The 16,869-nt window shown below is 40.4% G+C and carries 27 protein-coding genes and 1 pseudogene; 10 read left to right on the top strand and 18 right to left on the bottom strand.

What is annotated here, in order from left to right:
- Nucleotides 1-134 precede the first annotated feature (134 nt).
- Together VCASEI_RS18845 and VCASEI_RS19520 are read right to left on the bottom strand one after the other, a co-directional pair.
- On the bottom strand, nt 135-476 hold the full coding sequence (locus VCASEI_RS18845) for a hypothetical protein (RefSeq protein ID WP_089110845.1): 342 nt from the start codon (nt 474-476) through the stop codon (nt 135-137).
- Nucleotides 477-600: 124 nt separating this feature from the next.
- Nucleotides 601-1,014: a hypothetical protein gene (locus tag VCASEI_RS19520; protein ID WP_162621114.1), complete on the bottom strand. Its 414-nt coding sequence runs from the start codon at nt 1,012-1,014 to the stop codon at nt 601-603.
- A 96-nt stretch (nt 1,015-1,110) separates the two neighbouring features.
- Between VCASEI_RS19520 and VCASEI_RS19515 the strand changes: the two genes are divergently transcribed.
- The 9 genes from VCASEI_RS19515 to VCASEI_RS18795 all read left to right on the top strand — a co-directional run bounded on the left by VCASEI_RS19515 (nt 1,111) and on the right by VCASEI_RS18795 (nt 5,574).
- Nucleotides 1,111-1,284 (top strand): hypothetical protein, encoded by a 174-nt coding sequence (locus VCASEI_RS19515; protein WP_162621113.1) that lies wholly within the window; start codon nt 1,111-1,113, stop codon nt 1,282-1,284.
- 113 nt (nt 1,285-1,397) lie between these two features.
- On the top strand, nt 1,398-2,651 hold the full coding sequence (locus tag VCASEI_RS18830; RefSeq protein WP_089110848.1) for a DGQHR domain-containing protein: 1,254 nt from the start codon (nt 1,398-1,400) through the stop codon (nt 2,649-2,651).
- Nucleotides 2,652-2,668: 17 nt separating this feature from the next.
- Nucleotides 2,669-2,926, top strand: coding sequence for a hypothetical protein (locus VCASEI_RS18825; protein ID WP_089110849.1), 258 nt, complete (start codon nt 2,669-2,671; stop codon nt 2,924-2,926).
- Nucleotides 2,927-3,147: 221 nt separating this feature from the next.
- Complete coding sequence (locus tag VCASEI_RS18820; protein WP_089110850.1) at nt 3,148-3,483, top strand: hypothetical protein; 336 nt, start codon at nt 3,148-3,150, stop codon at nt 3,481-3,483.
- Between the two features lie 56 nt (nt 3,484-3,539).
- A complete protein-coding gene (locus VCASEI_RS18815) occupies nt 3,540-3,782 on the top strand; it encodes a hypothetical protein (protein ID WP_089110851.1) in 243 nt (80 codons plus the stop codon).
- A gap of 35 nt (nt 3,783-3,817) precedes the next feature.
- On the top strand, nt 3,818-4,090 hold the full coding sequence (locus tag VCASEI_RS18810) for a hypothetical protein (protein WP_089110852.1): 273 nt from the start codon (nt 3,818-3,820) through the stop codon (nt 4,088-4,090).
- Nucleotides 4,084-4,605: a TRM11 family methyltransferase gene (locus tag VCASEI_RS18805; RefSeq protein WP_089110853.1), complete on the top strand. Its 522-nt coding sequence runs from the start codon at nt 4,084-4,086 to the stop codon at nt 4,603-4,605. The genes VCASEI_RS18810 and VCASEI_RS18805 overlap by 7 nt, the downstream gene beginning before the upstream one ends.
- A gap of 371 nt (nt 4,606-4,976) precedes the next feature.
- Entirely contained in the window at nt 4,977-5,225 is a 249-nt protein-coding gene (locus tag VCASEI_RS18800) for a hypothetical protein (protein WP_238321433.1), read from the top strand.
- A gap of 67 nt (nt 5,226-5,292) precedes the next feature.
- Nucleotides 5,293-5,574, top strand: a complete 282-nt coding sequence (locus tag VCASEI_RS18795; RefSeq protein ID WP_089110854.1) for a DUF6283 family protein — start codon at nt 5,293-5,295, stop codon at nt 5,572-5,574.
- A gap of 350 nt (nt 5,575-5,924) precedes the next feature.
- Here VCASEI_RS18795 and VCASEI_RS19510 read toward each other — a convergent pair whose 3' ends face one another.
- The 3 genes from VCASEI_RS19510 to VCASEI_RS18790 form a co-directional block, all read right to left on the bottom strand.
- Nucleotides 5,925-6,071, bottom strand: a complete 147-nt coding sequence (locus VCASEI_RS19510; RefSeq protein ID WP_162621112.1) for a hypothetical protein — start codon at nt 6,069-6,071, stop codon at nt 5,925-5,927.
- A 3-nt stretch (nt 6,072-6,074) separates the two neighbouring features.
- On the bottom strand, nt 6,075-6,239 hold the full coding sequence (locus VCASEI_RS19505) for a hypothetical protein (RefSeq protein ID WP_162621111.1): 165 nt from the start codon (nt 6,237-6,239) through the stop codon (nt 6,075-6,077).
- A 116-nt stretch (nt 6,240-6,355) separates the two neighbouring features.
- Nucleotides 6,356-6,661, bottom strand: a complete 306-nt coding sequence (locus VCASEI_RS18790) for a hypothetical protein (RefSeq protein ID WP_089110855.1) — start codon at nt 6,659-6,661, stop codon at nt 6,356-6,358.
- A 139-nt stretch (nt 6,662-6,800) separates the two neighbouring features.
- Here VCASEI_RS18790 and VCASEI_RS18785 point away from each other — a divergent pair, with 139 nt between their 5' ends.
- Nucleotides 6,801-7,373, top strand: coding sequence for a DUF2913 family protein (locus VCASEI_RS18785; RefSeq protein ID WP_089110856.1), 573 nt, complete (start codon nt 6,801-6,803; stop codon nt 7,371-7,373).
- A gap of 371 nt (nt 7,374-7,744) precedes the next feature.
- On the opposite strand, the gene VCASEI_RS18780 is transcribed toward VCASEI_RS18785, so the two are convergent.
- From VCASEI_RS18780 to VCASEI_RS18720, 13 genes and pseudogenes are all read right to left on the bottom strand, one after another.
- Nucleotides 7,745-9,010 (bottom strand): Y-family DNA polymerase, encoded by a 1,266-nt coding sequence (locus VCASEI_RS18780; RefSeq protein ID WP_089110857.1) that lies wholly within the window; start codon nt 9,008-9,010, stop codon nt 7,745-7,747.
- Between the two features lie 5 nt (nt 9,011-9,015).
- Nucleotides 9,016-9,402, bottom strand: a complete 387-nt coding sequence (locus VCASEI_RS18775; protein WP_089110858.1) for a LexA family protein — start codon at nt 9,400-9,402, stop codon at nt 9,016-9,018.
- A 170-nt stretch (nt 9,403-9,572) separates the two neighbouring features.
- Entirely contained in the window at nt 9,573-9,827 is a 255-nt protein-coding gene (locus VCASEI_RS18770; RefSeq protein ID WP_089110859.1) for a hypothetical protein, read from the bottom strand.
- 153 nt (nt 9,828-9,980) lie between these two features.
- Nucleotides 9,981-10,310 (bottom strand): hypothetical protein, encoded by a 330-nt coding sequence (locus VCASEI_RS18765; protein WP_089110860.1) that lies wholly within the window; start codon nt 10,308-10,310, stop codon nt 9,981-9,983.
- 83 nt (nt 10,311-10,393) lie between these two features.
- Complete coding sequence (locus VCASEI_RS18760; RefSeq protein ID WP_089110861.1) at nt 10,394-11,731, bottom strand: GlyGly-CTERM sorting domain-containing protein; 1,338 nt, start codon at nt 11,729-11,731, stop codon at nt 10,394-10,396.
- A 129-nt stretch (nt 11,732-11,860) separates the two neighbouring features.
- Nucleotides 11,861-12,283, bottom strand: coding sequence for a DUF4870 family protein (locus tag VCASEI_RS18755; RefSeq protein WP_089110862.1), 423 nt, complete (start codon nt 12,281-12,283; stop codon nt 11,861-11,863).
- A 14-nt stretch (nt 12,284-12,297) separates the two neighbouring features.
- Nucleotides 12,298-12,732, bottom strand: a complete 435-nt coding sequence (locus VCASEI_RS18750; protein WP_089110863.1) for a hypothetical protein — start codon at nt 12,730-12,732, stop codon at nt 12,298-12,300.
- 22 nt (nt 12,733-12,754) lie between these two features.
- On the bottom strand, nt 12,755-13,027 hold the full coding sequence (locus VCASEI_RS18745; protein WP_089110864.1) for a hypothetical protein: 273 nt from the start codon (nt 13,025-13,027) through the stop codon (nt 12,755-12,757).
- Nucleotides 13,028-13,306: 279 nt separating this feature from the next.
- Entirely contained in the window at nt 13,307-13,558 is a 252-nt protein-coding gene (locus VCASEI_RS18740) for a hypothetical protein (RefSeq protein ID WP_089110865.1), read from the bottom strand.
- A gap of 27 nt (nt 13,559-13,585) precedes the next feature.
- On the bottom strand, nt 13,586-14,629 hold the full coding sequence (locus VCASEI_RS18735; RefSeq protein WP_089110866.1) for a hypothetical protein: 1,044 nt from the start codon (nt 14,627-14,629) through the stop codon (nt 13,586-13,588).
- A 128-nt stretch (nt 14,630-14,757) separates the two neighbouring features.
- The gene (locus VCASEI_RS18730) at nt 14,758-14,973 is read right to left on the bottom strand and encodes a hypothetical protein (protein WP_110957861.1); all 216 of its coding nucleotides are present in this window, start codon (nt 14,971-14,973) and stop codon (nt 14,758-14,760) included.
- A 325-nt stretch (nt 14,974-15,298) separates the two neighbouring features.
- Nucleotides 15,299-15,729: pseudogene (locus VCASEI_RS18725) on the bottom strand (type I restriction enzyme endonuclease domain-containing protein); the annotation flags it as partial.
- Nucleotides 15,730-15,840: 111 nt separating this feature from the next.
- Nucleotides 15,841-16,857: an aldose 1-epimerase family protein gene (locus tag VCASEI_RS18720; RefSeq protein WP_174208768.1), complete on the bottom strand. Its 1,017-nt coding sequence runs from the start codon at nt 16,855-16,857 to the stop codon at nt 15,841-15,843.
- Nucleotides 16,858-16,869: the final 12 nt, after the last annotated feature.

The raw sequence follows: 16,869 nt of genomic DNA, 5'->3' as shown, positions 1-16,869 counted from the left end.
GTTGATGTTGAATTCAACAAGGCGCAGTTGCCCTTTGAACAGGTTTTTTTTGACAAAATTAAACGAGAAAAACCACTGCGGGTGACAGTGGCTTTTCTCTTTTTCGGGCTTTGTTATTTTTCTTTGTACTACGCTTAGATTGAATCTAAGTCATACACATTAAATGGAAACATTTTTTGGAGAAACTTCGCTTCCGCGGATTGTATATCCAGCATTGAGCTGCCTTCCCCTGTAGCTTCATTAGCCGTTAGATTGACCAGAGCATCTTCTTTTGTCCAATACATGTCATCGCTCATGTTCGAGCTGTCAGAAACCAAATAATGTTCCTGTAAGAATTTCAGTTGCTCTTCATTACTTACGCCTAGTTTGTCGCAGCAAAGAAAAACTTCTTTTTCGATATGTGTTTCCAAGCCTGTACGAAAACTTACAGTGAATAGTTGAAGGTGTGTTGATTGATCGATGTGCTGCATAGCCATAAATAAACCTCTTTTCTGATAACAATCGTTTTCTTAGAGGCTAATGTAACCGGTATTATAAATGTGCAAGTTTCTGAGCGAAGGAAACATCCGAAGAGCCGTACTTAATTAGTAAATGGCTAGATTATGCATTTCTAGCCAATTTTTCGACTTCCAGCTTGAACATTTTTTTCAAGATAACATGTGCTAAAACAATTCCTGCACCCCCCGAAACTATCTTATCCCAGTCTAAGTTATAAGACGGTCTATCGAGTTGGTCTTCCCAAAATTCATAACCAAAATGGAAAATGGAAGAAACGATAATCCCAATTCTTGCGCTTATTTCATCGCGGCCAATTAAGGCGAATGCAAATGGCAAGGCAAGAAAGAAAAAGAAATGCGACAAAAAGTAGTGATTGGTACCATAGAGGCCAATCGACAGCTGTAGGTATCCAACGCTAAAAATGCAACTTCCAATAACAGCAGCGCATTTAGCTGCGTATATGATGTCGTTTGAAAGTGACGGTAAAGGTAAGGTGGTTATTCTTAAATTTGTCATTTTTCGTGATTATTGTTTATTTTTATTGATAGATATATTTTATCATCAAGGTCAAAATAAAAGTTCAACTTTGACTAAAAAAATCAGGGAATTGATATGCTACAAAAGATTTTAGGAATAATTTTTCTAACGGCGCTTATCGCAGGATGTGAGCAGAAAACAGATTTTGAAGCCTGTGTTGAGTATTACCAAAATTATGCGAAAGAAATGGGTGTCAGCGCGGATTTTTATATCCAAGAAAATTGTTCGCTTAGTAAGAGGAGTTTTTAACTATTAATCCTCTATTTGAATACAACTTCCAATAAATGCCTTCCTCCCCCCTTGCATAATAAAAATTCCTGTCAGAATAGTTACATCAACTTTTTACATGACAGGGTTTTACTATGAATGCACCGCAAAATGAAATCGTACACGCCTTAACTAACGATTCGTTCACTTTATCTATGAAGCCTATCCTTTCGCCTATCAATGAGGAATTGTTTATTTCTGCATTTGAGGCGACAGAGGGGTTATCGCGCTATACCACTTGCGATGTTTACGAGGCTTGCGTTACATGGCGTGATTTGGCGGATCACTTTGAATGTGAAGCTAACTCTAATGAATTGGATGAAGCGGTTAAGCATCAGCGTGACGTATCTGTGACTGACTCTCGTGTTAAAGGGATGCTGAAATATCTCAATGACCGTACGGACACTTTATTTCCAAGCCTTATCATTTTCGTCAATGAAGTTGAAGTTGTTGAATCACTACCGTTCAATGGCATGAGCTTAGTTAAACTCCGGTTGCCGTCTGAGGCTTCTCGTTTGGTCTGTGATGGTCAGGGAAGACTTACGACAATAAAGAATATTTTAGGTTTAAAGCCTGAATTAGCCTCCTCGACTATTGGCGTGAAGTTTATATGCACGAACACAGAATCACTGATTGACGCATCAAAAGTCATACGACAGGCTTTTGCTGATGTTAACGGGAACACGCGGAAACCAGATGCTAGTTTATCTATTGGCTTTGATTCAGCGAAACCATTCTCGCGCCTACTAACAGAGCTGCTTGAAACCCCTATCCAAATTTCTGGTGTTGATTCCCCTATTGTCCTTCGCAAAATGATTGCACTCAACGGAAAAATTAAAGCAGGTCAGCTTTACACGTTGAAGCAGTTTTCGGCATCGATCTGCGCTTTATTGGGGGCGACAGAGGCGCAGCTAAACAAAGAATGTGCTGATACTGAAACCTACGAAACTTCACTAGTGATACTTCGAAAGTTTTACTCCATCGTTCTTCCTAAATTTCCTTTACTGACTCTTTGGTCTGCTGCCCCGTCTGAATATATCAAACAGCATAAAAAGATGATGTTTACTCGTGATTTATTTCTACGTGCGATTGGCCATTTAGGGCGTTCACTATTTGAAGAGCAATTGACCCTTGATGATGCGGATGGTTCGGTTAACTGGGCAGCACTGGACGCACTTTCAGAGATTCCTCTATGCACACTAGACGACCCAATCTGGTTGAAATCTCAGGTATGTTGGAAAGACGACTCGGGCAAGCAGTCAGTGGTAAAAATCTATAAAGGTAGTGATAAAAAGATTGCTCGTGTTTTGTGTCAAAAAACTCGTGTATTTCCTGCATTAGACATCTGATAGAGGTTGGCATTCTTATGAGTTTACGTGTTTTAGAGTTAAGTGAAGATCGATGCCCTGTGGTCATGCAAAAAGTGATGTTGGCCACTAAATCATTCAAAGATTCGGATGATTCGTTCTTATTGATTTCAACCATAGAACCCACGGCAGAGCGAGATATTACCGCCATGTTGGGATTGCCGAAAATGTCTGGTATTCATATCCACCAGCAAGCGATTGGATCGGATGAAAATGGGGTTGAGCAGTATCAGTTTTTGTTAACTAAAACAGTTTGATTAAAGTGATTGGGGTTGTTGGGGTTGTTGGGGTAACGAGGCTCAACACTTGATTTGGCACCTTGATTTCTTGCTCCCCTGGTTTTGTAGGTTCCCAAAGTAGTGACTTTTGAAATTTTTAATGGATTTGGGGTTGTAGGGGTTGCGTGATTCAAATCGTTGATATTATTTCCTTGTCAGCGCAAAGCGTACACATATCAATTAATAGAGGAACGAAGCTAATGACTACGTTTATTGAGAGCAACGGCGACAAGGCTGCACCACTTTGTATGGACGGTATTTTAAGCGATTTGAAATCATCGCTTTTAGCAAACCGCTCTTACTTCATTGCGTATCATTCTATTGATGAATCGCTTGAAGATGGTTTGGATACAGGTTTAGTGAGCGAGATGACTCACTACGAGCTTGGAGGTGAAGTGGAAGATTTGTTGATGTGCGGGGTTTCGTTAGAAGAAGCTGTTCAAGCATGCGCATCAGGGGATCCAATTGGTGAGTATCATATTTGCCAAATTGGTCGATATTATGATTTTGAAATCCAGTCTGCCGTTAAAAAATAATTAATTGGGTGGCATCGCCACTCGTAAACGCGAAAAGCTAATTGGAGATATAAAAGATGGTAAACGCAGAATTTAAAGCACATTTATTGGAAATCGGTCGTACAGGGGAATTGCGAGAGGCAGTTTCAGGAAGTTTTCTCGTAGAGTGCTTTCCAGAAGAACTGCGAGATGATTATGAGGGTCGTTTAGAGTGGATTTCTGAAAATGTCTCGGAAGCGTATGAAGATTGGCCGCCTGAACAAATTGCCGGAGAAATTGATTCTGCCGTTAGTGTATTGCTCGACTATTTAATTGATTAAGTTTGGGTTGTTGGAATGTATTGAGGAATAAACGGATGGGAAAAATTCTTGAAGATGCATGTTCTTGTGGTGAGCCGATCAGTGTTGAAATCGGCTGCACACATCGGGTTGCACGAACTGATGGTAAGCGCCCTTTTTATCCTGATCGTGAATTACCGGAAGGATTAGATCCCTCCAAATACAGCGTTGATGGTATGAGTGTTTTTCGTTGCAGAAAGTGTGGTGAATGTGTTGATAAAACAGTGCCATCAGCAGCCTTTGAGGTTAGTCTTTCCTTTGAGAAAAATGGTGTGTATTTAAAATGCTAAACAAAGCAGATTTACTTGTACTAGATGCGTGTTGTGGCTCAAAAATGCTCTGGTTTGATAATGACAATCCAATAACCATATTCAGCGACATTCGAGAGCTAGAAACAACGCTTTGCGATGGCCGCCCGTTGGTAATTAAACCTGATCAAATTAATGACTTTAAGAATTTATCATTTGATGATAATTCCTTTAAGGTGGTTGTTTTTGACCCTCCACATTTGGAGCGTGCTGGTGATGAGTCATGGTTGGCGTTGAAGTACGGGAAGTTAACAAACCAGTGGCGTGATGACTTGACGGCTGGATTCATTGAATGCTTTCGAGTATTAGAACCGAACGGAATTCTAGTTTTTAAATGGAATGAAACACAGATAAAAACAAGCGAGGTTTTAAAGTGCTCGCCATTTAAACCAATGTTTGGCCACATCAGTGGGAAACGCGCTGATACTCACTGGATTTTATTTATGAAGAATGACGCAATGCGAGTTTTGCAGAAAAATGAAAGTCATGCAGCATGAACTTCAGAGCGTATTAAGTGCTAAACATTAAAAATCTAAAAGTAATTGAGCGTGAAGAGTATGACGAGCAGTGCATATTCCACGCTCAATCTATATCCCCTAATCGCACTTGTTCCGAGTGCGGATCAATTAATACTGTCATCGTTGGCAAGGTAAACTAGCCTTACAATGACACTCGCATGTACGGCTAAACCATCACGATTCAGTTCGATAGGAAGAGGCTACGATGCAAAGACTATGTGTGCGTTACTTTCGTACATTGCGCTTTTAGTTATTTCACTAATCTTGTTTGTATTTGCCCGTCCTTTCCCCTTGCAGATTTTCGTTTTGTTGGATAATGACCTTATTGTTAAAGAACGGGAGTTAATGTCATGTCTATTGTTACTTTTGAACAACGTAAAGAGAAGATCACTAAAATTGAGCATATCGATGAACAAATTGACCTTGCTCGCTCGTACGTGAAGCGTTTGAGAAATAAAGCGAAAAACTGTACTGGTACATTGACGGAAAAGTTGGCGCTAAATGAAGACGTGAAACAAGCAGAATTGGCGTTTAGAAAATTAAGAATGGCCTCGTTTGAAATTGAAGATGATCTGCTTGCAAAGTCGAAGCTAAACTAATTTTTGAGTTCACCACTAGACGCAGTAGATGTGGTGCACTGTTTTTATATATGGAGTGCGATATATAATGGCAAATCTTCCTAATGTTAAGCGCCCTTGTTCACAGTGTCCGTATCGTAAGGACACTCAAAAAGGTTGGCTAGGGCGTGAGAGAATAGCGGGGCTACTGTCTCAGGATCTCTTTGTGTGTCACAAAAAACGACACTTACAGTGTGCTGGGCACATGATTATAAATGGAAAAGATAATGCCTTTGTACGCATGGCACATGCTTTGGGAGAAGATTTGGAACTTTCGGGAGTGGAATTGGTGTTTGATTCGCATGAGGAATGTATCGAGCATCATTCATAGGTTTTCAAACAAATTGTAGAAGACTTTATTGCAGCACTGAATTGAGAAATAATGTAGAACCAAGTGATCCCTCTTGTGATTTCGAATTACACAAATCTATTGAGAAACTTAATGCTATAAAGTGTAGACCAAAAAAAGCGCATCATAGATACGCTTATGTATTTACCGAATATTTGAGTTTTAACTCAGCTAGTTGCTTGCTGTAATAGTGAGATCACCTTGCTTTCAAAGTCATAGTGTTTATCCAATGCATCGCAAGCTACGACTATCCAATCAACTTCTTCGAGCGATTCATTCGCGCTCACGCTCAACGCGAATTCTTCCATTGATTCGCTATCAAGTAATGCCGCTTAAATTTGACTGGCCACCACTTTGACGGCCTCTTCAGACGCATCACCAGATTGGCACAGCTCGGTTGGTGTTAATGCGTGTTCGACAATCGCGGTGTCAATTCCAAAACTACACAGGCTTTGATGAACTGCCTCAAGGTAATCCATGTTTCAGTTACTTACTTCTTGATTTTCATTGAATTTCCAAAAGTCATCCATACGGTTAATAATCTCAATAAAAAGATTGTGCTTTATAAGTAAGCTTGCAATAAGGATAGGTAAAAAGCCGAAAGCTAAACCTATACCGATAAGTAACCCTGCAATATTGTGTTTCATACTTTTCCCCTAGCTTTGAAATTTAAATTTATCTCTCATTGTACCGTATAACTGATTTTTCCAAACTTTCGCGATTTAATCAGCAAAATAGTGGCCAGAATTACCAAACGTTCCTTTTAAATATGTTGAAGTATCGTACGTGCCATTTTTTGAACTTCGGCACCATCCAAGCCAAGCGAATTTGTGTTCAATTTCTTATCACTCATACTGCAGACGTGTTTTAACCAAGCTTGATGGTATTCTTTAGAATGGTTAATTGTACTGATACGTCCTTGTTGGGTTTTAATCGATTCCCAATGGCGATGAGTCGGATCGACATGCAAATGGTAAAGGTAAGAAACAAAAAACGTCGCCCCTATGGTCGTGAGCTTACCACCACCCTCAAATGAAAATTCATGCCGTTCTGTCTTAGAGTGCGCCATAATTATTCCTTAATCGAATTATCGTTCAGTTAATGTTGGCCATAAGGTAACAGACCAATTTACACAACCTTACTATAGTTGCTTTTACATTGTGGTAAACTCATATCAATATATTGAACTAACAAGACAACTAACATTGATGACAGATCAAACCTTTCACAAACTACTTTCCGATGTTTTGACCAATGCTCTATTGCATTTATATCTGGAAGTGACGAAATCAGATAAATTCGTACCAACTCAAACACGCAATCAGATCATCCTTAAATACATTAAACCGTTAGTGAAAGATCGTCGTTACGCTCTAGTTAAGAAAAAACTCAAAACGATTGCTTTAATGAAGCCTGCTGGTGAGTCGATTGAGAAGCGGTTGATTCAAATCACTGATAGCTACCAATCCGTTGTTAACCCGAATGATTCCGAAAAACTTTTCCGAGTGCTCACCCACATGGAAAAAGGTGGCATTCAAAGTATTTTGACCGATAAAGATGATATGGACGACTTAGACGTTCTGATGGTTTCAGAAACGCAAGTATCAGAATCATTCGACAACGATGGCTCTATGCTCAAGCCTTTGTCACTTTTCATTAGAACCGATCACCCAGATATCATTGAGCGTGAATTAAACGCTTTAAACCACTTCTCAATAACATCATCCCCTACCCCTCAAAGTACCAACTTATTCGAATACACTTTAAGTATGCCTACCTAGTATTTTGAAATTTAAAGCACAAAAAAGGCGTACCACTGCACGGTATTTAGATAAGAAAAACGCCTCTCGGTAATGTATTAAAAAATTTATAAATTTATTTGGTTTTGGCTTTTAAATATTTTTGGAACTTAATATGCTTACCAAGCAACTGGTTAAAGTTGCTTAGAAAATTAAATCAAATAAAATTTATATGAGAAAAATCATTGAGACACTGCACCATTTAATATCGATAATTCAAACAGCAATTGCTGTGCTGCAAAAAATGGAAAAATTCCTTGTTTTATTAAAGTCATTTTTTGAACGGATTATGTGGTAATAGTGTTTAGGCGGCTATACTGAATCCTTCCTTGTACATGCGGTGTTGATGAAAATTACACCGCATTCACCACGGGTATGTGCTTCCAGTTTGTTGTGTACTCTTTCGATAAATATTCCTTCTTCGCCCCCCACTTCGGTGTTGAATCCGTCCCCTGCGAACCTAGATAAATAGTATCTCTTCCGTATCGGGCATTAATCCCATCTAATGCTAGCATTAGAGCTGGGTTTTCAGGATTGGAGTTAAAGAGATCATATTGTGTGTTCCCCACATTTGATAATTCGAGTAGCCCTACCCCGACCTTATTGAATGCAATGTTTTCCTTAAATAGCTGTGATCCCATTGCTGTGACCGCTTTGGTGATCGAGCACGTATCATTTGTTGCGAACTCAAATTCATGCACCGCTCTTAAATGGACGGGGGCTTGGTCAAACGCAGAGTTGGCAATAAAGCAAGTTACGGCTTTAGATTTAAGATCCTTACGCCTTGCTTTATGCGCAGCAATGGCGGCGTGTTTTGATAATGCCTGCAATAATGGTTCTTTTCTGAATATTTTTAAGCCAAGGGTACTAGTGGAAAAGATTTGTTGCTGATCTGGTTCTACTTCGTCCCAGTGGTAGCATGGTACCCCGTTTAACTCACGGACAGTGCGCTCTAAATTGATAGAGAACTGTGAGCGAGCCACGTTTAAATTCATCTGTGAAAGATCGTATGCAGTTTTGAATCCCATCAATGAGAGTTTCGGTGCTAGTCGTCTTCCGATACCCCAGATATCCTCGATCATAGTCGCCTTAAGCGCTCTGATTCTTGTATCTTCCGATTCTATCACTAGCGCACCATTCAGGCTTTTGTGCTGCTTAGCGAGCTTGTTAGCGACCTTTGCCATTGTGATGCTGGAACCTCCGCCAACGCTAATCGGTATTTTGCATTCCTTGTAGACGGTTTTTCTGATAAGACGTGCATGGTCGGTAAGATTGGGAATAACTTTATTGATGTTTTGGTACCGAAGGAGCATTTCATCTATCGAGTAACAGTATTGTTCTGGTGCGAATCTGCCCACTGTAGCCATAACCCGAGCACTGATATCTGAAATTAAAGGGAAATTGGCAGATCGAACGACAACCCCGTTTTGTTCGCAAAATGATTTGATCTTAAAAAACGCTGTGCCCTTCTTTAAACCGAGCTTTTTTGCACTTTCGGATAACGCAATGATTGTACCATCGTTCGAAGATAATGAGATTATTGGCAAACCTCTGATTTTAAAGTCAAAAACCTGTTCCACGCTCGTGAAGAATGAATTACTATCGGCCAGAAAATACATTTTACTTACCCTTTCATATCTCTGACAACGGCGATAACGACACCTTCAATTGTAAGCGTGTCTTCCGCTGATATATCGATTGCAGGATAAAGTTCGCTAGATGACAGTAGTTTCCTGTGTTTTAGATCGATACGCTTGAATAACATTTCACCATTGAAGTTACACACCACTGGTGAGAACTGCTTGATATCTAGACTGCGGTCTACAACTAAAATGTCGTTATGTATGACGGATTCACCCGCCATCGAGTCGCCATTTACACGACAAAAGTAAGTGCAATTTTCGTCACGTATCAGGAGTTGGTCGAGGCTTAATCGTGGTTTTTCATAGTTTTGCGCTGGCGAGCTGAACCCTGTCACACCAGCAGAGACAGTGATCGGGATGACTTTCATTTAAAATTCTCTACTGTATATAAACACAGTGTAATTTTTGCGGATTTTTTTTGTTTTGGCAAGTTCGATTGCATTAGTTACGTGCTGCTTTTAATGAATCTGTATAAAGAACACGAAACTAATGCGTTTGCTGATGTGGGTTTTGAATCAGATTCCGTAACTATCGGAACTTAAGCGTTGCAAGCTAGATGTTCTTTAAGTTTTGATAGGATTTTAGTTTCCAGTCCGAACTTATCTTCCAGAATATCGAGCGCCACCCACGACCAATATTGGCGTTCTATCTCGCCATTGATTTGAATATTACGAATACAGTCGTCCATGAGATCGTTAAAATTACAATCGTCTGTGATCCAATCACAGATTGTTGCCATTTCGCTTTGTTGTTCGGTAGTTAAACGACTGCCGCTTTGTTCACTATCAGGCACTAAAGCCGCTTTAAGGAAGTTGGATATCTCAAAGTTATCTAGTTCAGAGGCTATGATGGAAGACCAATCAGTTATTTAGAGTGATGAGTATATTAAAGGTAGCTAAAGCTGGTGGGACTTTAAAGGTTACCCAGCGAAAGCCAGCCACCTTTGTTAGAGCTGCGTATAGAGCGCTCTGAATACACTAGTTTCGATCTCTACGGATTTTGTTTCGTATTCAGAGTGAGTTAAAACTGGCTCGCCTGTTACCTTGCTGTAGGTTTCCTCTGATGCGCCAATCGTTTCTATGATTTGACACTTGGCATCGTCCCAAAGATCAATGAAGAAAGCGGCAGTGTCCGTTGAAACAGCATTTGCTTTGAATAGTGCTAATGTTGCTTGTACATCGCAGTTAGACAAGAATCGACTATGAACTTTTACCCCATCACCCGAATCACCGAGATATATTGCTTTTAAACTTAAATTATCTTCACTTGCACTCATATCTGTCACCATAATTATTGATTGGAATATGTGTAAAACATTGGCGGTGCCTCATCATTGAACCACCGCCATGATTTCAGACGTTAGGCTCGACTTTGTTTCTTGCGGAAAATACCTAAGCCGATCAAACCCAATAACATGCCAAGCCCCGTTGAACCACCGCTTGCTCCACCTGAGTTACTTTCGGTGGTGCCGGTATTATCGGTGTTGTCTGCTGTTTCGGTTTCAATATCTGCAAATAGCTTAACGCTTACATCGTTATTTAGTACAAGTTCAGCCGTTTGTGGTTGGGTCTCCCCACCAGCGTTAAAGCTCACCTGAACGTAACAGCCTTGCAAGGGAGTTAAAACTTGATCACATCCGACAAAATCTGCGGTAAACAAGCCTGTAGTATCGTTTAAATATGGTGAAACCATTTCAAAGTCTTCGCTTGTAAAGTTCTGTACGGGGACGGTAAAACTTAACGTTTCCGTGCTGCCTGATGCGAAGTTAACCCCCGCACGATTTGGGTAAGCAATTTCATTGATACTTGCTGCCAGTTCTTCCATGACGAAATCGGCACGAGCGGCAAGCATCTGTGTGCCCTCAAAATCGTCATAGCTATGCACTAGCCCATAGACGACCCCATCAAAAACCAGTGGCGCACCCACATCACTTTTTTCGAACTTCTGTGACGCATTCAAAGGTAAAAATTCGAATGTGTCGGAATTATTCCATTCACAGAAATCATTAATTTCTGTGCAGAAGCGATATTCAGGAACTTGATACATGATAGAGGCATCGAAATTGATAGTGATCGGCATTGCCTCCAAGCTGTTGTTATCACCAAAGGCAAGGAGTTGCGTTTCTGAGCCTACTTTTAGATTGCTTGCGTTGTTTTCCGCATCGTAGTTCCGGTCAATGAGAACACCCGTTTTAGTTGGGATGCTTTCATTCAGTTTTAAGACCACTACACCACCTTTCATATAGAAGTTATTATCAAGCTCTGCATCAAGTGGTGCGGTTGGAGAAAGCAAGCCAAAGTCGCCAATCGCATCTTTGTAAACCGGCTCAATATCACCGTAGTATTCAAACAACGAGCGGTTTAGATACAACTCTTTATTTGAGATGGTGTTTCCATTAAAAGCTAACGTGAATGTACGTGAGTAGCTTTCTGAGGCGTTTTGCGTTCCTTTTGATACCTTGATGGCATTATCAATCACTTCGCCTGTACCATCGTAATCTAGGACGCATTGTGCATCCGTTAAGATGAACTGACCTGTGAACAACGTACCTGTGCAATTTCCGTTTGCTGTTTCTAACTGAACGAGATAATCGCTGTATTGAGATGGATTGATTTGGTCGCCGTTTTCAATTGCCATAGCTTGAGTTGAACCCAATAGACAAGCGAGTATAGAAATGGCGTTGATTGCTTTATTCATCTTTTGATCCTTGAGGCGTGTTTTTCGACTGGGTTTATTTTCTCAGAGTTTTTTAATGTGCAAGCTCACAAAAATGGGCGGTGTACAACACTGCCCATTGAATGTGCTTAAGTCGAAATCAGAATGCTGTTAAATCTGCTTGTATGGCTTGTCCGAGTTCAATCGTGCTGCGCCTTTTGCCACTTTGATGATGACATACAGGAAGTTAACTAAAATGATGAAGTATCCGATGACTAACACCGCAGTAATGCAACCTACGATAAAAACGCAAAAGCTGATCCAAAAAGTCTTAATGATATTGGAGTAATGGTCAGCAAATTTGCTTTGTTTCGCTTCCTCACGAGTTGCATAAGCGAAAATAATCGCAGCGATAAACGCTAGACCTGTAAATACGCCCAACCCCATTAACGCATAAGCGATAAGCCCATTTTTCTTCACTCTTTGGTCAAGAGGACTTAATGCTTCAACCGTTGTTGTTTCAATGTTCGCTGGTGGTGGCGAAGCGTTAGCGGTTGCCTGGTTTGTTGTTTCTTGTGTTTCTGTATTTTCCATTTTTAGCTCCTTGTTTAAGCGTTGCTGTTCGTATGAGTTTCAAGCCATGACTTTAGCTCTTTGTTTAATGACTGCTGAATCTTAGTGACGATAAGAAATTGTTTATCAGCTTCCAAAATCAGCTCTTTTTCCCAGTTAACACCGCCAATATCATTTGCTGTTGCGATATGCTGGGTAACTAATGAGTAATGGTCGTCTTGGAACTTTCGCACCAAGGAAATACCTAGTTTTTTTATGATCGGAGAAACCTCGGGTAAAGTAGAGATGCCGGCCAGTTTAGCCAGAACCCATTGCTTGATGCCCATTTGCTCAAGCTCTTCCTTTAATAAAGCCTCAAGGGTGATGGCTGACTCTTCATTGGTACAAAGGTAAGTTTCAATATCTTCCATGCTAAAACGCATAACGATTTCAAGGGTTACGTTATTCACGATATTGGTAATGTCACTCATATCTTCCTCTTACTGCTTATAATTAATGGATTCGAATTGCGGAGTAGCTTGAAATGTCTAAATGGCATTCCTGGCCGGTACTTTCACATAGTGCGTTACTGGTGCTATTTGGCTTTGTTGCTAGAAGTAGACTTAGAAAGCCGATCTTTAAGTTTTCCATTTCTAACGAATTGCTGGTGGAAAGATCGGAAAGTAGATTGGCGGCAATAGTTTCTGCATTTGCAGCCCCTACGGAATAACGGAGGTTCGTTAATAGTGAATTTGTTAAAGATTGGGTTGCTTGTGAGTCGAGCATAGACTGATCACCTGTTGAATGAGTTAGTGATTGCAGTCTATGTGAGTTTGAAATTATGCAAGGTTGAACTGTAGTGATATTTTCCTGTTAATTTTCCGTAGGATCACCTGTGGGAAGGTAATAAGTTTGATACTGATTAACCTCAAAACCCATAGTTTTCAATCCATTTAGCTACAATTAAGCCACTGTAATTCAAAATACTCCACTTGAGTATCAAGCTTCCAAAACAACTGAGCTGTTAAGTAAAAGTGACCTTGTTCGTCCCAGTTCCCACTATGCTTACGTGGTCTGATTTGGAGTATCAACAAAGAAAATGTTTTCAACTCCATCATCTTGCTGGATATTCGATATTTTCGCGTCTTCCGGTACTAAAACATCCATGCCGAGTAAAAAACTACTGGCTTCAAGTGAAGTATCAATCGCTGAGTTATCGATAATGATGCATTCATGGCTTAGGATTTCAAATGTTTTACCGGTAAAGTAATACCCATTTATGCTTATCGTACCTTTTGCTGATAGTTCAATGATCATGCTTGTTTTCCATGCTAAACAGCGTGTCTAAGCAACACGCTTGATGTTTTTGCTTCGTGCTTTGGCTTGCGCCGATGGGTAAATGTTTGACGGCAAATCCATGTGATAGTCTTCCGCTAGAAGTTTTCCATCTTGTTCCACATTCACTTTCACGAGCCATTTTTCCATAGCTGCTTCTACATGCTTTGGAATGGTCACTTCATATTGGATTAAATTCTCTTTTTCGGCATCGCTTGCATCGGCCTTATGGAAAACACCAGAGCTGATCACAAACTTGTGTTCTTCTTCGTCACTGGACTTGTTAGCAAGGCAATAGGTGTAATACGTACCGCAACCATGAGCGAATAGCAGGGTGTATTGATAGAAGTGATCTTTGCCATTATTGACCTGTACCAGCTGAGGCTTATCCACCAGCAGAACGTGACAATCTTTATCGGTATAAAGGTTATGCAGAGGGGCGACATAACTTTCCATCTCAGTTGCTTTTGCCGCTTGTTTATAAATGGAAAGCTCACGCAGCATAGTTTTGGACGTTTCAATCAGCTCTTTTATCTTGCGCTTTGCGTCAGGCACTATCTCCGCTTTTGCGGCCGCAAGACTTTTCTTCAAGCGTGATATCTGTGCCTTAGCGCGTTTCTCCGCCTTTCTTAGTTTGGTAACTTCCGCATCTGCCGCTTTTAGGTCTTTTTTGAGTTGTTGGATTTGCTTATCTTTTTCACGTTGTTGTTTTGCCAAGTTCTCGCATTGCTCTTTATGCGATTCGACTAATAGGTCACGCTCTTTCAACTCTTCGGCCAGTGTGGCGATTTTCTGTTGGGCCTTGTTAACTTGCGAAAGATTCGAATGCACTTTGAGCTCTAAGCTTTCGATAGTTTCATCGCGGCTTAAAAGCGTATCGACTAACTCGTTGTATTCATCAATTTGGCCGTTGTATTGTTGATTAACAGCCAAGATAAGGCTTGAAAAATCAACGCGCTTAAGCTCTTCGGGCATTGGCTTATTATTAAACTGGCACTGAATTCCTGTTAACAGCTTTTCAAAGGAAAATTGGCTTAGAGTCTCTAAATTCATTGGGTTCTCACGCTTTTAGGTTTCGTTAAATAAAGTAAGGTCACTTTTTAAAAAATGACCAAAAAAATGTCGTTTATATAAAATGAGGCTGCGTGGAATACACAGCCTTTATGGAAGAGTGTGGAACGTTAGGCTGCTTGTAATAAACGGATGTTATTAGCCCCAAGTTGAACGTTACAGTTATATAGGTGAGCGATGGATTCAAGATCAACATCAAGCTCTTGTGCGGCTTCTTGCTTCGATTTGACCCACCCTTTTAGTCGGCCCATTTCAACATTTAATCGCAATATGAATTCAGGATGGAACTTGACGTGAAGCGGTTTTATACCCCTTAAAAAAGGCACATTACGCCTAAGTGAGAGAATGAAAGCAAAAAAATTCTAATGTGCATTTTTAACTTAGCACAGTGTACTCGATGTAAATAACTGACGATTGTTACATAAAGTTTGATTACTTCTCAAGCACGTTGCGAGTGAACAACTCACGATGAATACAATAAATATTGATCAATTTTAAAAACGTTTTGGACAAATATTGCTTGGTTATAAAACTCTAATTCGTTCTGATTAGATTACTTTTTTTTGACCAAAAGATGTAATCATCTGGACGGCTATCAAACAAGTTATGCATAGATATTCAAAAGGCAAGGTTGATAGCTTACTTTTGTCATTATTTGTAACACGCGTCAGCGAGAACCTCTGCTTGCTCAAGTACAAGTTTGATAGCCTCCTCTGCGGCATCTGGCGGATACGTCCAGCCGCCGTAACAGTCGACAAACTAAGTTACGCATACGAGCACGGACACTTTCACGCTTCTGCCAGTCAAGCGTTGCTGAATTACGAAGCTGAACTGTTAACTCTATAGCGAGGTTTCGCAAAGCATGATCGCCAAGTTCATGTACTGAGGCCTCGTTTTCAACCAAGGCCCGGTAGAACACCATCTCATACACTGAAAGATTTAGCTTATCAAGTAGCTCTTTATCTTCATGCATCTCTTTTGTCCACTGGAATCAGTTCTTCGATGACCAGAGCGGTTTCGATGCTGAGGTTGTGGTATTTGTTCAGCGTTGTCAGAATACGGTCTGAGTGAACTACATCGTTTATATGCAAATAAGTGGATTCATAGATTCTTACTTTTTTGTCTACAAAATTGCTTTCAAACTAAAAAAACAGCCAAACAAATGGCTGTTTTTTACATCACACCGCAAAGTTTTATTTTTCAACAATGCCTGTTTTCACTGTAAACTCTCTCACTTCCTTTGGTTGCAATTGAATCAACGTACCGTTTTTCTCAGCGGCTAAGTAACCTTCTGGTCGACAAGTTGCAGGCAGGACATAGGCTCCGACTTTTTGGTCTCCGTTGTACAAGATCCAACGCGTTGCATAGTTGAATTCTGTCGTATCAAATCGAGTAATTAACGTCTTGCCATTCGGTATTGTCATTTCAAACTCAGCATTGTCAGTATGCTGGGACAAGTCATCCATAAAATAGACGATTTCAGGATCATACATGTCTGGTGAAGAAAGCTGTTGAATGGGTGCTGATTGCGCTTTGAGTGTGTCGTTAAAATCGAGCCATTGTTGTGTTGGCTTAACATGGCCGGGAATCGATTTACGCAACTTAACCGCACTATCCGGAATGTTTTGCGTCATCTTCGCCTCTGGGAAGTATGCCGTATTCATGTGACACATATACTGTAGTGGCATTGGGACCGAAGCTAAGTTTTGCACTTTCATTTTAATCTCAAACATAGACGCCCCCTTCTCAATAGAAACTGACGGAGTCGCTAAGTAGTGGTCTCCAAAACCCATTACATACTCATATTCACCCTTTAGAGTAATTTGATATTCATCGACTTCTAACCATGCTTTATCCATATTAGCACACGGCATTTCACCGTGCAGCGGGTGATCATCTTCAGGACTTGGACAGCCATTTCTAATCATGCCAGAATGGAAAGCGAAACATCCGTATGTGGCTACAATCTCATTGTTTGGTTTCGGCTCCGAAAACATGTTCTCCATACAAATGTCTTCACCTAGAAATTTCGCATCCCAAATCATTTGCCCCATGTAAGGCAGAATTGTTAAATAACCTTTCGCATTTTCGATTTTTAACCCTTCGACCCCAGAGTTATATTGGAACGCTGATACTTTAAAATCCTCAGATTGAATTAAAATTGTTTCTTGCTGATTAAACTGTGCTTTGTTTAGTGGAATGATATACATAAATCTTCTCCG

It is taken from the genome of Vibrio casei, assembly GCF_002218025.2.
Classification (GTDB): domain Bacteria; phylum Pseudomonadota; class Gammaproteobacteria; order Enterobacterales; family Vibrionaceae; genus Vibrio; species Vibrio casei.
Note: the sequence above shows the minus strand (reverse complement) of the source record. Positions and strands in the feature narration are given on the sequence as shown.